Raw genomic sequence first — 15,031 nt, forward strand, 5'->3', positions numbered from 1 at the left:
GATGGAGCAGCAGCCGGATATCGTCATCATCGGGTCGGGCATCGGCGGCTCCACCGTTGCGGCGGGGCTTGCCGGCTCCGGGGCGCGCATCGTCATACTCGAGCGCGGCGAACGTCTGCCGGACACACCGGAGGCGCGCAGTTACAGCTCGATCTTCGTCAAGGGCCACTTCCGGCCGAAGGAGATGTGGCGCGAAGCCGACGGAACGGAGTTCAATCCGGGCAACTTCTATTTCGTCGGCGGCAATTCCAAGCTCTTCGGCGCGGTGCTCCTGCGCTACCGCGCCGAGGATTTCACCGAGATGCAACATCTCGGCGGCGTTTCGCCGGCCTGGCCTTTCCCTTATGACGAGCTTGAACCATGGTACGGCAAGGCCGAGCGACTGTTCGAGGTGCGCGGCGAGCTGGGTCAGGACCCGACGGAGCCGTTTCACGCCTCGCCCTATCCTTACGGCCCGGTGCCGGACGAGCCGGCGATTGCCCGCGCGCGCGCCGAGTTGAAGGCGCAGGGGCTCAATCCGGCGACACTGCCGCTTGGCGTCGACATCGAGACGTGGCTTTCCGGCGGGCGCACGCCCTGGGACGGATTTCCCAACACCGGCAAGGGCAAGAAGGATGCCGAGACCGCATCGCTCGCCTCGGCCCTGAACGACCCAAATATCGAGCTGATCACGTCAGCGCATGTGGACACGCTGGAGAAAGGTCCGAACGGACGGATAGAAGCCATCCATTATACTCATCGGGGCGAGAAGAAGCGCCTGTCGCCCAAACTGGTGATCCTGTCGGCGGGTGCGATCAACTCGGCCGCAATCCTGCTTCGCTCCGGCGATGGCAAGGGGCTCGCCAACGCCTCCGACCAGGTCGGCCGCAACTTCATGAACCACAATTGCAGCGCCATGCTGGCGATCAATCCGTTCCGGCGCAATGACAGCATCTACCAGAAGACGCTGATGCTGAACGATTATTACCTGACGGGCGGCAGGGACGGCCTGCCGCTCGGCAATGTCCAGCTGCTCGGCAAGATCAACGGCGACATCCTCAAAGCCAACGCGCCGGTCTGGGCGCCGCGTTTCGTTTTCGACTTCATGGCCGGCCATGCGGTCGACTGGTACATGATGACGGAGGACCTGCCGAACCCGGAAAGCCGCATCATGGTCGACGGCAAGGGCATCATCATGCAGTGGCGGCGCTCGAACATGGAGGCGCTGTCCGGCCTCGAAACGAAGATGCGCGCCCACTTCAAGGCTGCAGGCTATCCGATCGTGCTTTCTCAGGCGTTTGACAAACGCACCCCGTCACACCAGTGCGGCACGGTTCGTATGGGCACTGATCCGGCACAGGCGCCGCTCGATGTCTATTGCCGCGCCTTCGATCATCCTAACCTCTTCGTCGTCGATGCCGGCTTCCTGCCGACCTCGGCCGCCGTCAACCCGGCGCTGACGGTGGCGGCACAGGCGCTGCGCGTCGCCGACCATATTGTTGCCAAGGAGCTGAGCGCATGACGACATCGACGCGTCCTGTCGCGATCGTGACCGGCGGCCGCCGCGGCATCGGCCTTGGCGTCGCCCGGGCGCTGGCGCGCGACGGCTTCGATATCGCGCTGACGGGACTCGGTGCAGCCGACCGGACGACCGAGGCGACACTTGCCGAATTGGCGGCTGAGGGCGGTCGCGCCATCTATCTCGAGGCCAATCTTGCCGATGTCGGCGCGCATGCGGCAACCGTTGACAGCGTTCGTGAGCAGCTTGGGCCGATCCGCTGCCTCGTCAACAATGCCGGCATCGCCTCGGTCGTGCGCGGTGACTTCCTCGATCTCCAGCCGGAGAATTTCGACACGATCGTCGCCACCAATCTCCGCGGCACGGTGTTTTTCACGCAAGCCGTGCTGCGCTCGATGCTGGCCGACGGTCCCGGCGCGACGGCGCGGTCAATCATCAACATCACCTCGGTTTCGGCCACGATGAGTTCACCAGAGCGGCTCGATTATTGCATGAGCAAGGCCGGTCTTGCCGCCTTCAGCCAAGGGCTTGCCCTGCGGCTGGCCGACACCGGCATCTCGGTTTTCGAAATCCGGCCCGGCATCATCCGCTCCGACATGACCGCCGGCGTTTCGGCGAAATACGACGCCCTGATCGATGGTGGCCTGGTGCCGATGAGGCGCTGGGGCGAACCCGAAGACATCGGCAACATCGCCGCCGGGCTTGCTAGCGGAAAATTCGCCTTTGCCACGGGCTCGGTCATCCAGGCGGATGGCGGTCTGTCGATCGGAAGACTCTAGGAAAGTGCAGAGCAGTCAGGGGCTCGCAAGGGCGAGCGAGGTTCGGGTTTATCACGTCGGAAATTTGGATCGTTCCAAATGCCGTGCCGTGGAGGAAGACAAGCAATGAATTACGACTACATCATCACCGGTGCTGGGCCTGCGGGCTGCGTTCTCGCCAACCGCCTCTCCGAAGATCCTTCGGTGCGCGTGCTGTTGCTGGAGGCGGGTGGCGGCGACTGGAACCCGCTGTTCCATATGCCGGCCGGCTTTGCCAAGATGACCAAGGGCGTCGCCAGCTGGGGCTGGGAGACCGTGCCGCAGAAGCACATGAAGGGCAGGGTGTTGCGCTACACCCAGGCCAAGGTCATCGGCGGCGGCTCGTCGATCAATGCCCAGCTCTATACCCGCGGCAATGCCGCCGATTACGACCTCTGGGCCTCGGAGGATGGCTGCAGCGGCTGGGACTACCGCAGTGTTCTTCCCTATTTCAAGCGCGCCGAAGACAACCAGCGCTTTGCCGACGACTATCATGCCTATGGCGGGCCGCTCGGCGTCTCGATGCCCGTGGCGACGCTGCCGATCTGCGATGCCTACATCCGCGCCGGCCAGGAGATCGGTATTCCCTACAATCACGATTTCAATGGTCGCCAACAGGCGGGCGTCGGCTTCTACCAGCTGACGCAGCGCAACCGCCGCCGGTCGAGTGCGTCACTTGCCTATCTCTCGCCGATCAAGGACCGCCGGAACCTGACCGTGCGCACCGGCGCACGTGTCGCGCGGATCGTGGTCGAGGGCACGCGCGCCGTCGGCGTCGAGGTTGTGACGGCCAAGGGCAGCGAGATCATTCGGGCGGAGCGCGAGGTCTTGGTCACCTCCGGGGCCATCGGCTCGCCGAAGCTGCTCTTGCAGTCGGGTATCGGGCCTGCGGATCACCTGAAGTCGGTCGGCGTGCCAGTGAAGCATGATCTGCCCGGCGTCGGCGGCAATCTCCAGGATCACCTCGATCTCTTTGTCATCTCCGAATGCACCGGCGACCATACCTATGACAACGTGGCGAAACTTCATCGTACGCTATGGGCCGGCCTGCAGTACGTGCTGTTCCGCTCGGGCCCCGTCGCGTCGTCGCTCTTCGAAACGGGCGGCTTCTGGTACGCCGATCCGGATGCGCGCTCGCCGGATATCCAGTTTCATCTCGGCCTCGGCTCCGGCATCGAAGCGGGCGTCGCGCGGCTGAAGAACGCCGGCGTGACACTCAACTCCGCCTATCTGCATCCGCGTTCACGGGGCACCGTCCGGCTCTCCGCAGCCGACCCGGCCGCAGCGCCGCTGATCGATCCGAACTACTGGGAAGATCCGCACGACCGGAAGATGTCGATCGAGGGACTGAAGATCGCCCGAGAGATCATGCAGCAGGCAGCTCTCAAGCCCTTCGTGCTCGCCGAACGTTTGCCGGGCAACAGTGTCGTCTCCGACGAGCAGTTTTTCGACTACGGCTGCGCCAATGCCAAGACCGACCATCATCCTGTCGGTACCTGCAAGATGGGCACCGACGCCATGGCTGTCGTCGGCCTCGACCTGAAGGTGCGTGGACTCGAAGGCCTTCGCGTCTGCGACAGTTCGGTCATGCCGCGCGTTCCCTCTTGCAACACCAACGGGCCGACGATCATGATGGGCGAAAAGGGCGCCGACATCATCCGCGAGCGCCAGCCCCTGCCGCCGGCGATCTTCGCCCATGAACGCAACGATATCAGGCCGCGTGCCCGCGCCGATATCCGCTGAGGAAAATCATGATCCGTCACTGCGTCTTCATTCGCTTCCGCCCCGAAATTTTGGCGGACGAGAAAGTCTCGATCTTCGCCGAGATCGCGGCACTGAAAAGCCGGCTTGCCGGCATGCTGGCGACCTATGAGGGCACCAATGTCAGCCCGGAGGTCGGTATGGACAAAGGGTATTCGGAAGGTTTCATCGTCGATTTTGCCGATGCCGCTGCGCGCGACGCCTACCTTGCCGACCCAGAGCACCAGAAGACCGGCGCCAAGATCGTTGCGGCCGCAGAGGGCGGCATCGACGGTATCTTCGTCTACGACCTCGAAATCCCGGGTTGAAACGATGGCAGCCTTCGACGCGCGGGACTTTCTCACCACCCTTTTCGAAGCGGCCGTGCGTGCCGCCGACCCCTATGAGGCGATCCGTGTGCATCTGCCGGAAAAGCCCAAGGGACGGACGGTCGTCGTCGGAGCCGGCAAGGCGGCAAGCCAGATGGCGGCAGCTTTTGAAAAGCTCTGGGATCACCCGCTAACGGGAGCCGTCGTTGCCCGCCACGGCCCGATCGAGCCCTGCGAGCGCATTCGCGTGCTGCAATCTGCCCATCCGGTGCCCGATGAGGCCGGTCTCCGCGCCTCCGAAGAGCTGTTGAAGCTGGTGGAAGGCCTGACCGCAGACGATCTGGTCGTCGCGCTGATTTCGGGCGGTGGATCGTCACTTCTGCCGGCACCGCCGGAGGGCTTGACGCTTGCCGACGAAATTGCGGTCAACAGGGCACTGCTTGCTTCCGGTGCGCCGATCTCGGCGATGAACGTCGTGCGCAAGCATGTGTCGTGCATCAAGGGCGGGCGCCTGGCTGCAGCCGCAGGCCCGGCGCGTCTCGTCAGTCTCGTCGTCTCCGACGTTCCCGGCGACAATCCCGCCTTCGTCGCCTCGGGCCCGACGGTGCCGGACGGCTCGACGGTGAAGGAGGCGCTGGAGATCGTCAGCCGCTACGGCATGGCCCTTCCCGAAGGTGTGATGGCCCACCTGCGAACGGATGCGGCGCGGGCGCCCCATCCGTCCGATCCGGTTTTCCGTCGGCACGAATGCCACGTAATTGCGTCAGCCCGCGTTTCGCTGGAAGCCGCCGCGCGCAAGGCTCTCGAATTGGGCGTGGAGGCGCGCATTCTTTCGGACGCGATCGAAGGCGAGGCGCGCGATATCGGCCGCATGCATGCGGCGCTGGCACGCGAAGTCGTGCTGCGCAACCGCCCGTTCGAAAAGCCGGTCGTGCTCTTATCCGGCGGTGAGACGACGGTGACGATATCAGGCAAGGGCTACGGCAAGGGTGGCCGTAACAGCGAATTGTTGCTGTCGCTGGCGCTCGACATCGAAGGTACTTCCGGGATCGATGCCCTGGCGGCGGATACGGACGGCATCGACGGATCCGAGGACAATGCCGGCGCTTTCGCCGATGGCGGCAGCGTCAATCGCATGCGGGCTGCGGGCGCCGATCCGCGCGCGCATCTCGCCTGTCACGACGCCTGGTCTGCCTTTTTTGCGAGCGGCGATCTCTTCGTGCCCGGCCCGACCGGAACCAACGTCAATGATTTCAGGGCGATGCTGATCCGCTAAGTATGCGTTCGAAGCGGAATCACTTGTTGCGGATAAGACACTCGAGCATCAAAGTGCTGAGAGCACCCTGCGTTCGTCCGAACGCAGGGTGCTCTCAGGAGATCGATTAGCCGGATTCTGGCGAAAAGCCCCGCTTGCGACACCACCGCCGAAGATCTCGGCGTTGGTGTCGCTTTGGGTTACTTGGCGCGCTTCAGCGCCTCGCCGAGGATCGAGACGATTTCGCCGAAGTGATTTTCGTCGGCGATCAGCGGCGGCGAGAAGGCGATGATGTCGCCGGTGACGCGGATCAGCAGGCCTTTTTCGAAGCAATCGACGAAGACGTCATAGGCGCGGGCGCCGATTGCGCCTTCGCGCGACTGCAGCTCGATACCGGCGATCAGGCCGATGGTGCGAATGTCGATGACATACGGCAGGTCTTTCAGCGAATGCATGGCGTCGTGCCAGGCGTCCTGCAGCTCGGCGGCGCGGGTCATCAGGCCCTCGTCGCGATAGATGTCGAGCGTGGCAATGCCGGCGGCGCAGGCTGCCGGGTGGCCGGAGTAAGTATAGCCGTGGAAGAGTTCGATCGCGTTTTCCGGACCGTGCATCAGCGCGTCGTGCACCTTGCGGCTGGCAAAGACAGCGCCCATCGGGATGGCGCCGTTGGTGAGCCCCTTGGCCGCCGTTACCATATCAGGCGTCACGCCGAAGAAGTCGGTGGCGAAGGCGGCGCCAAGACGGCCGAAGCCGGTGATGACTTCGTCGAAGATCAAGAGAATGCCGTGCTTGTCGCAGATGGCGCGCAGGCGCTCGAGATAGCCCTTCGGCGGGATGAGCACGCCGGTCGAACCGGCAACCGGCTCGACGATGCAGGCGGCGATTGTTTCGGCGCCATGCAGGGCCACCAGCCGCTCGAGATCGTCGGCAAGCTCGGCGCCGTGCTCCGGTTGGCCCTTGACGAAGGCGTTCTTGGCGGGATCGTGGGTGTGGCGCAGGTGGTCGGAACCGGGAAGCTGCGGGAAGACCCGGCGGTTGTTGAGGATGCCGCCGACCGAAATGCCGCCGAAGCCGACGCCGTGATAGCCGCGCTCGCGGCCGATCAGGCGCGTGCGGGTGCCCTGGCCGATCGCGCGCTGATAGGCGATCGCCATCTTCAGAGCGGTGTCGACCGATTCCGAGCCCGAGCCGGTGAAGAACACGCGGTCGAGCTTCTGGCCTTCCGGCCCCGGTGCGATCTCGGCGAGGCGTTCGGCGAAGTCGAAGGCGATCGGGTGGCCCATCTGGAAGGAGGGTGCGAAATCCATCGTGGTCAGCTGGCGCTCGACCGCGGAGGCGATCTGGCGGCGGCCGTGCCCGGCGTTGACACACCAGAGACCAGCGGTGCCGTCGAGGATCGTGCGTCCGTCGGTGCTGGTGTAGTGCATGCCCTCGGCCGAGGCGAGCAGGCGCGGTGCCGCCTTGAACTGCCTATTGGCGGTAAAGGGCATCCAGTAGCTGTCGAGTACCGGGGCGTTTGGCTTGGTGTGCTGGTTCATGGCGTCCTCCTGAAGGTCGGCGATTGACGCCATGATTTGATTTGCCAAACAAGTCCTTTTCTGTTGTCGTTCAAGCCATTGAATTTTATGGGATGTGAGATTGGAAGTTGCGGTATTTCGAACAACCTGAACACCGGAATGCACAGCCATGAGCGTCGATATCGGAAACCGGCTGCGTCACCTCCGGCTGATGCACAATCTTTCGCAGCGAGAACTGGCGAAACGCGCGGGCGTAACCAACTCGACGATCTCGCTGATCGAATCGAACGCGTCCAATCCATCCGTCGGCGCGCTGAAGCGCATCCTCGACGGCATTCCGATCGGGCTCGCGGAGTTCTTCTCCTTCGAGCCGGAGCGGCCGCGCAAGGCCTTCTATGCGGCGGAGGAACTGGTCGAGATCGGCAAGGGCCCGATCTCCTATCGCCAGATCGGTGAAAACCTCTTCGGCCGCAGCCTGCAGATCCTGAAGGAATGTTACCAGCCGGGCGCGGATACCGGAAAAGTGCCGCTGGTGCATGACGGCGAGGAGGGCGGCATCGTGCTTTCGGGCCGCATCGAGGTCACGGTCGATGACGAGCGGCGGATCCTGGGGCCGGGGGATGCCTATTATTTCGAAAGCCGGAGGCCGCATCGGTTTCGCTGCGTCGGGCCGGTGCCTTGCGAGGTGATCAGCGCCTGCACGCCGCCGACGTTTTGAGGGAGTAGGTTCGCTTCGCCCATTGGCACGGGTGGGGTGCGGGCACGCCCCTCATCCCGCTGCCGCGACCTTCTCCCCGCAGGCGGGGCGAAGGGACATGCGGCCCGCGCTGCGGTCCCTCTCGAACTAGTCGGGCCGCGAGCCGGCGTAGATGGGAATGCCTCCCGCAAGTGGGAGAGCGCCGGTGCTGCACACTCAACGGTGTCCCCTCTCCCCGCAAGCGGGGAGAGGGCTAGGGTGAGGGGCGACTTCCGAGTTACGAAAGCCGCGCGCAGGCGTCGGCGATGCGCGTGAGCGCTTCCTTCAGTTCCGTTTCCGACGTCGCATAGGAGATGCGGAAGAACGGCGACAGGCCGAAAGCCGAGCCGGGGACGACGGCGACATAGGCATCGTCGAGCAGGTAGGCGCAGAAGTCCGTGTCCGTCTCGATGGTCTTGCCCGAAGGCGTCACCTTGCCGAGCATGCCGGCGCAGCCGGAGAAGGTGTAGAAGGCACCTTCCGGAACGCGGCAATCGAGGCCGTCGATGGCGTTGAGGCCGTTGACGACGAGATCGCGGCGGCGCTGGAAGCTGGCCGTGCGCTCGTTCAGGAAGTCCTGCGGGCCGGTGAGGGCTGCCACCGACGCGGCCTGGCTGACCGACGACGGGCAGGACGTCGCCTGGCTCTGGACGACGGCCATTGCCTTGATCAGGTCGCGCGGACCACCGGCATAACCGATGCGCCAGCCGGTCATGGCATAGGCCTTGGAGACGCCGTTGACCGTCAGGGTGCGGTCTTTCAGGCGCGGCTCCAGCTGGGCGGGCGTGACGAAGCGGAAGCCGTCATAGACGATGTGTTCGTACATGTCGTCGACCAGCAGCCACACATGCGGATGCCGCAAGAGCACGTCGAGCAACGGACGGTAGTCGTCGGCGCTGTAGGCGGCGCCCGAAGGGTTCGACGGCGAGTTCAGGAGCACCCAGCGCGTCTTCGGCGTGATCGCCGCTTCGAGCTTGTCGGCGGTCAGGCGAAAACCCGAGGCCGCGTCGCAGGGGATCAGCACCGGCTTGCCTTCGCAGATCTGGACGATATCCGAATAGGAGGTCCAGTAGGGCGTCGGGATGACGACTTCGTCGCCGGCATCGATCGTCGCCATCATCGCGTTGAACAGGATCTGCTTGGCGCCGGTGGCAACCGTGATCTCGTCTTGCTCGTAGGCGAGGCCGTTCTCGCGCTGGAATTTTTCGCGGATCGCCTTCTTCAGTTCCGGCGTGCCATCGAGGGCGGTGTATTTCGTTTCGCCGCGCTGGATCGCCGCGCAGGCGGCGTCCTTGACGTAATCAGGCGTGTCGAAATCCGGCTCGCCTGCGCCGAGAATGATGACCGGCTTGCCCTCGCGCTTCATGGCTTGCGCGCGTGCGCCGATCTTGAGGATTTCGGAGACCCCGATCGAGGAGATCCGCGAGGCGGGCTTGAAGCCCGCCTCCTTGACCGTTGCGTTGATGGTCATCGCTTGCGCCTTACTCGATGTCGAAGGAAACGCCCTGCGCCAGCGGCAGAGCCTTCGAGTAGTTCACCGTGTTGGTGGCGCGGCGCATATAGGCCTTCCAGGAATCGGAGCCCGATTCGCGGCCGCCGCCGGTTTCCTTTTCGCCACCGAAGGCGCCGCCGATTTCGGCACCTGACGTGCCGATGTTGACGTTGGCAATGCCGCAATCCGAGCCGTCGACGGCCAGGAACCGTTCGGATTCCTGCATGTCGCGGGTGAAGATCGACGAGGACAGACCGGCTGCAACCGCATTGTGATCGGCAACGACGGCGTCGAAGTCGCTATACTTCATGACGTAGAGGATCGGCGCGAAGGTTTCCTCGAGAACCGGGCCGGCCTGCTTCGGCATTTCGACCAGAGCGGGCTTGGCGTAGTAGCCGTTGGCATAGCCGAGTTCGACGCGTTCGCCGCCGGTGACGGTGCCGCCATGGGCCTTGGCTTCGTCGATCGCCTTCTGCATGCCGTCGAAAGCGGCCTTGTCGACCAGCGGGCCGACGAGTGCGGTGGTTTCGAGCGGATTGCCGACGGAGACCGAACCATAGGCCTTCTTCAGCCGCGGAACGAGCTGGTCGTAGACACTTTCATGCACGAACAGGCGGCGCATGGTGGTGCAACGCTGGCCGGCGGTGCCCATGGCGCCGAAGGCGATGGCGCGCAGCGCCATGTCGAGATCGGCCGACGGGCAGACGATGCCGGCATTGTTGCCGCCGAGTTCGAGGATGGCGCGGGCAAAGCGCTTGGCAAGGCGCGGGCCGACGTCGCGACCCATGCGGGTCGAGCCGGTGGCCGAGACCAGCGGAACCTTCGGGTTGTCGACGAGGACTTCACCGACGGTGCGGTCGCCGATCAGGACCTGCGACAGGCCTTCCGGTGCATCGCCGAAGCGGGCAAGCGCGCGCTCGAAGATCGCCTGCGATGCAAGCGCCGTAAGCGGGGTCTTTTCCGACGGCTTCCACACGACGGAGTTGCCGCAGACGAGCGCAAGCGCCGTGTTCCACGACCAGACGGCGACGGGGAAGTTGAAGGCGGAGATGACGCCGACGACGCCCAGGGGATGCCAGGTTTCCATCATGCGGTGGCCGGGGCGCTCGGTGGCGATCGTCAGACCGTAGAGCTGGCGGGACAGGCCGACTGCGAAATCGCAGATGTCGATCATTTCCTGGACTTCGCCGAGGCCCTCGGAGGTGATCTTGCCGGCTTCGATCGAAACCAGGCGGCCGAGGTCGGCCTTGAAGGTGCGCAGCTCTTCACCGAGCAGGCGGATCAGTTCGCCGCGCTTCGGCGCCGGGACCAGACGCCAGGCCTTGAAGGCTTCATGGGCCTTGTCGATCTTGGCGGCGGCTTCCGCGGCCGAAACGGTCTTCAGGCTGGCGATCTGCTCGCCGGTGACCGGGCTGAAGGACGGCATGTCGCCGCCGGTGTAGAGTTCCTTGGCGACACCCAGCTTCTCGAGCAGCGCTGCTGCTTCCTTGGTGACGTCGATCGTCTTCGTTGCAATGTTCATGGTCTGACTCCCGTTTTCCTGTCTTAGATCATTGGTTAGAGCGAAATGTGGGCGGAAAACCGCACACACTTTTCCTCATTCCGCTCTGGCCTATCCGAAGCGCACGCTGCCGAGCTTTCCCGGCGAGGTGAGCGTCTTCAGGCCCGCGGCCATGTCCTTGAGTTTGTCGTTTGTATAAAGGTCGTAATAGGCCTGGTTGCGGCGGCCGATCGCATGTTCCGCGCTGAAGCTGCCGTGATACTCCTCGACGGCCACGGCGAAAACCCATTCTCTCAAACGCGGCTCGAATGCCGGATCGCTAAGAAGCGGGCTATCCTTCGCCACCACGAGATTGAAGTGTACACCACCATCGCCGATATGGCCGAAGTCACAGACGGTGACATCAGGAAACTTGCTCGGCATTTCGGCCTTCATATGGTCGCAGAAGGCCATGATGTCACCCCGGCGGAAGGAAACGTCGAAGGCGATCAGCTTGCCCAGGTGCTTCACGCCTTCGGAAAGCGCGTGGCGCAGCGCCCAGATTTCATGCGGCGGGCCGACGAAGGCATCGGCCAGCGGTGCCGTCTCCATCTCCCAGATCTCGGCCAGCACCGTTTCGAGCACGGCGTCGAGCGATTGCTCGCCTTCGCGTGGGCCCCAGGTGCGGCTGATCTCGACCAGGATGACGTAGTCAGGGACATGGCCGCCCTGGAAAGGGTTCTTCATCGATGGCACATGCGCGAACGCCGCCTTGACGGCGTTGCTCGACATGCCTTCGAAGGCCGAGAGATAGGCGCCGAGCCGCTCTTCCATGGCGCGCAGCAAAGGCATCACATGGGCACCGCTTGCCGGTACCAGCAGCGCCGTCGCCGTCTGTTGCGGCAGGCGCTCCAGGTTGAGCACGCATTCGGTGACGACGCCGAAGGCGCCCGACGTGCCGACGAAGAGCTGCTTCCAGTCGACGCCGGTGTTATTCTTGCGCAGGTCGCACTGAAGATCGAGCACGGTGCCGTCTTCATCGGCGAGAACCACCGTCATGCCCAGCACATTGCGGCGCACGTCGCCGTACTTCAGGAAGCGCGAGCCGCCGGTGTTGGTGGCGATCATGCCGCCGATGCGCGGATCGGCGCCGAGATCGATCGGGAAGAACAGACCGTGGTCTTCCAGCCGGCGATTGACATCGGACAGCCGGAGCCCGGCATCGACGCGCACCGAGCGGTTGTCGAGATCGAGTTCGAAGGCCTTGGTCAGGCGGTCGAGGCTGAGGATCGCTTCGCTGCCGGATGCGTCCGGGGTCGAGCCGGAGACAAGGCCGGTGTTGCCCGATTGCGGGATCAGGGCGATGCCGTGGTGCACGCAATAGGCGACGGTGGCCGAGGTTTCCTCTGTCGTTGCCGGCCGCAGAACGACCGAAGCCAGGCCGTGATCGTAGCGGGCGCCGGTCTCATAGGCTTGTCTGTCCTCAGCGCGCGTGACCACACCCTTGTCGCCAAGGATGCCGGTCAGCGCGTCGATGTGTGCCTGTTCGATCATCGGGAAAGCATCATTCCGCAGCGATGGCTGCGGTCAAGACCCGCAGGCAGCTTTCGATCGATGCCGCTTCGATGCCGGCATAGTGATCGAACTCGTTGAGCACGGTGGCGCCGAGGTCGATTTCGAAGCGCTTCTGGTTCGGGCTTGCGACGAAATCCTGCTGTGCGCCGTCGCCGAGGTTGGATTGGAAGATGCCTGCGGCGCTGACCGGCAGGAAGTCTTCGTAGACGATGGCGTCGAACTGCACGAGGCCGTCGGCGATCAGCGCATTGATATCGCGGCGGTCGAGGATGCGGGTCTTCGAGCCCTTCTCGGTCAGCGAATAGCTGAAATATCCGAGGCCGGCTTCGCGGATGCCTGCCCAGCTGTCGGGGAAGCTTTCGAAGGCTTTGGCAAGCGCTGCTTCGTATTCGCGGGCGTTGGAGCCGTCGGCCGCCGGGCGCACGATCTTGCGCGAGGCTTCCAGCAGTTCGTCATAGAGCGCGCGGCCCTTGGGGGTGAGCGCAATGCCGCGCTGTTCGATCTCGCCGAAGCGGGCGGTGTGCGAGCCGGCTTTCCACTCGCCGTCACCGTCGCTGAAGGAGACGGCCTCTTCCAGCGCCTTGAACGAGGTCTGGCGCAGCAGGATCGGGCATTTGCGCGTCGGGGGTCCTTCGACGACGGCCTTCGGCGCAATGCCGTATTCCGGCATGAGCTTCTGGACCTGGTCGATATCCAGCGTGCGCGGCGTCAGATGGTTGATATGCGGCCCCTTGAACGAGACGACGTCGGCGATCAGCCGGTGGGCGTCATGCAGGCGCTTGTACATGTCGGCGCTGACATTGGCCTTGTCGTGCCAGCGGAAGGTTTCCAGCACCTCGGAGACGAAACGCTCGGCGTCGGCCTTGTCGAGGCCGCCGTCACGCTCGGCTTTTTCGGTGAGTTCGACCGCAGCGGGCGTAAAGATCCGGCGCTCGGCAAGGACAGCCTCGGACTCGGCGCGCAGGCTCTCGTCGGCAATCAGGTCGAGACGGAGAAGCGAGGTGAAGACGCGGAAGGGATTGCGCTTCAAAGCCGCATCGCCGACCGGGCGGAAGGCGGTCGAATGCACCGGAACGCCGGCGGTCGAAAGATCGTAATAGCCGACCGGGTACATGCCCATGACGGCATAGACTCGACGCATCATCGACAGTTCGGCGGGTGTGCCGAGACGGATCGCGCCGTGGCGCTCCTCGGAAATGCGATCGAGCGAATCCGTCGCATCGAGGCGTTGCTTGAGGGCCGGATCGGCATTGAGCGTCTCGTCGTTGACCTTGGCAACCAGCTCCATCAGCGTGCCGTAGGCCGGCACCTCCTCGCGGTACATGACCGACATGGCTGCGGAAAAGGCCGAACGGATGTCATCGGCGGATACGAAACTATTCTCTTTCACTGGGGCTCGCCTCGCGCTATGGGTGAAGGACAAGGTCATTCTCATTTCGGATCATATCCGAAGGAACTGGGCATTGATCGCGTTGCTTGTGACTATGTTGATGCGAGGTTGGAATGAAGTTAAGCCGCAGACTGGTTCCTGACGTTACGACGCTGCAGGCTTTCGAATGCGCGGCCCGGCATGGCAGCTTCACGCAGGCCGCCGCCGAGCTCAATCTCACCCAGAGCGCCGTCAGCCGACAGATCAAGGATCTGGAAAACCAGCTCGGCGTCTTGCTGTTCGAGCGTGTGCGCCAGCGCGTCATCCTCTCGGAAGCCGGGCAGAAGTTCCTGCCCGAGGTTCGCCGCCTGCTGAACCAGACGGAAGAGCTGATGGTGCGGGCGATGGCCTCGGCGCGCGCGGACTCAACCCTGTCGATCGCATCGCTGCCGACTTTCGGCAGCCGCTGGCTGGTGCCGCGGCTGCCCGATTTCCTTCGCCAGCATCCCGACACGGTGGTCAACATCGCGTCGCGCTCGGCGCCGTTCGATTTCGACGAGCAGAATTTCGACATCGCCATCCACTATGGCCAGCCGGTGTGGGCGCACGCGACCTGCAGCTATCTCTGCAGCGAGATCATCGTGCCGGCTGCGAGCCCGAAGCTGCTTGCCGCCAATCCGGTGTCGACGCTGGAGGATATCGTCGGCGGTCCGCTCCTGCACCTGGCGACACGACCCAAGCTCTGGGCGCAATGGTTCGAGGCCAACGGGATGGACGGCCGGGGTGCTTATCGCGGCAACCGCTTCGATCAGTTTTCGATGGTGATCGAGGCGGCGACCGCCGGTCTCGGTTTCGCCTTGCTGCCCCGCTATCTGATCGAGCAGGAGCTGGCAGCGGGAACATTGCGCATCGTTCTCGACCGGCCGATGCAGACGGAGAACAGTTATTATCTCGCGGTTCCGGAAGGCAAACTCGAAAACCCGATCAGCCTCGCCTTCCGCGAATGGATCACCGAACAGGTCGGCTCGGTTCCTAACGCCTCGACTTGATTGGGTCGTTGGTCGGAACCTTCCTGACGCCCTTAGCGTTTGGCGACGGACTGCTACCCAGAGATGCGCCGAGAAGGGGCCAAATTGATACAGAGATCTGAGGGTGCCATCGGCGGGCGCGGACACTCCCGCTTTCGCCCGATCAGAGTGTGCGCAATTCGTTCAAACTTGCGCCGCCGATCCTTGCAAGCTGT

12 protein-coding genes are annotated in these 15,031 nt (G+C 64.0%); 7 read left to right on the forward strand and 5 right to left on the reverse strand.

Annotation, left to right across the window (positions count from 1 at the left end):
• The first annotated feature begins 1 nt into the window (after position 1).
• From BLJAPNOD_RS03445 to BLJAPNOD_RS03465, 5 genes are all read left to right on the forward strand, one after another.
• The gene (locus BLJAPNOD_RS03445; RefSeq protein ID WP_115418911.1) at positions 2–1,501 is read left to right on the forward strand and encodes a GMC family oxidoreductase; all 1,500 of its coding nucleotides are present in this window, start codon (positions 2–4) and stop codon (positions 1,499–1,501) included.
• A complete protein-coding gene (locus BLJAPNOD_RS03450; protein WP_115418912.1) occupies positions 1,498–2,277 on the forward strand; it encodes a 3-ketoacyl-ACP reductase in 780 nt (259 codons plus the stop codon). Before BLJAPNOD_RS03445 ends, BLJAPNOD_RS03450 begins: the two co-directional genes overlap by 4 nt.
• Positions 2,278–2,382: 105 nt before the next feature.
• Positions 2,383–4,038 carry a GMC family oxidoreductase N-terminal domain-containing protein gene (locus BLJAPNOD_RS03455; RefSeq protein ID WP_115418913.1) on the forward strand — a complete coding sequence of 552 codons (1,656 nt, stop codon included), beginning with the start codon at positions 2,383–2,385 and terminating at the stop codon, positions 4,036–4,038.
• Positions 4,039–4,046: 8 nt separating this feature from the next.
• The gene (locus tag BLJAPNOD_RS03460; protein ID WP_115418914.1) at positions 4,047–4,364 is read left to right on the forward strand and encodes a Dabb family protein; all 318 of its coding nucleotides are present in this window, start codon (positions 4,047–4,049) and stop codon (positions 4,362–4,364) included.
• A 4-nt stretch (positions 4,365–4,368) separates the two neighbouring features.
• A complete protein-coding gene (locus BLJAPNOD_RS03465) occupies positions 4,369–5,640 on the forward strand; it encodes a glycerate kinase (protein ID WP_115418915.1) in 1,272 nt (423 codons plus the stop codon).
• A 179-nt stretch (positions 5,641–5,819) separates the two neighbouring features.
• Here BLJAPNOD_RS03465 and BLJAPNOD_RS03470 read toward each other — a convergent pair whose 3' ends face one another.
• A complete protein-coding gene (locus BLJAPNOD_RS03470; RefSeq protein WP_115421113.1) occupies positions 5,820–7,157 on the reverse strand; it encodes an aspartate aminotransferase family protein in 1,338 nt (445 codons plus the stop codon).
• A 148-nt stretch (positions 7,158–7,305) separates the two neighbouring features.
• Here BLJAPNOD_RS03470 and BLJAPNOD_RS03475 point away from each other — a divergent pair, with 148 nt between their 5' ends.
• Complete coding sequence (locus BLJAPNOD_RS03475) at positions 7,306–7,854, forward strand: cupin domain-containing protein (protein ID WP_065794728.1); 549 nt, start codon at positions 7,306–7,308, stop codon at positions 7,852–7,854.
• A gap of 256 nt (positions 7,855–8,110) precedes the next feature.
• Here the strand turns inward: BLJAPNOD_RS03475 and BLJAPNOD_RS03485 are convergent, their stop codons facing one another.
• From BLJAPNOD_RS03485 to BLJAPNOD_RS03500, 4 genes are all read right to left on the reverse strand, one after another.
• A complete protein-coding gene (locus BLJAPNOD_RS03485) occupies positions 8,111–9,343 on the reverse strand; it encodes a pyridoxal phosphate-dependent aminotransferase (protein ID WP_115418916.1) in 1,233 nt (410 codons plus the stop codon).
• Between the two features lie 10 nt (positions 9,344–9,353).
• Complete coding sequence (locus tag BLJAPNOD_RS03490; protein ID WP_115418917.1) at positions 9,354–10,886, reverse strand: aldehyde dehydrogenase family protein; 1,533 nt, start codon at positions 10,884–10,886, stop codon at positions 9,354–9,356.
• A 90-nt stretch (positions 10,887–10,976) separates the two neighbouring features.
• On the reverse strand, positions 10,977–12,398 hold the full coding sequence (locus tag BLJAPNOD_RS03495; protein ID WP_115418918.1) for an FAD-binding oxidoreductase: 1,422 nt from the start codon (positions 12,396–12,398) through the stop codon (positions 10,977–10,979).
• Positions 12,399–12,408: 10 nt separating this feature from the next.
• Positions 12,409–13,809 (reverse strand): VOC family protein, encoded by a 1,401-nt coding sequence (locus BLJAPNOD_RS03500; protein ID WP_115418919.1) that lies wholly within the window; start codon positions 13,807–13,809, stop codon positions 12,409–12,411.
• A 113-nt stretch (positions 13,810–13,922) separates the two neighbouring features.
• Here BLJAPNOD_RS03500 and BLJAPNOD_RS03505 point away from each other — a divergent pair, with 113 nt between their 5' ends.
• Positions 13,923–14,837, forward strand: a complete 915-nt coding sequence (locus BLJAPNOD_RS03505) for a LysR family transcriptional regulator (protein ID WP_115418920.1) — start codon at positions 13,923–13,925, stop codon at positions 14,835–14,837.
• Positions 14,838–15,031: the final 194 nt, after the last annotated feature.

The organism is Ensifer sp. M14 (assembly GCF_003355565.1).
Classification (GTDB): Bacteria; Pseudomonadota; Alphaproteobacteria; order Rhizobiales; family Rhizobiaceae; genus Ensifer.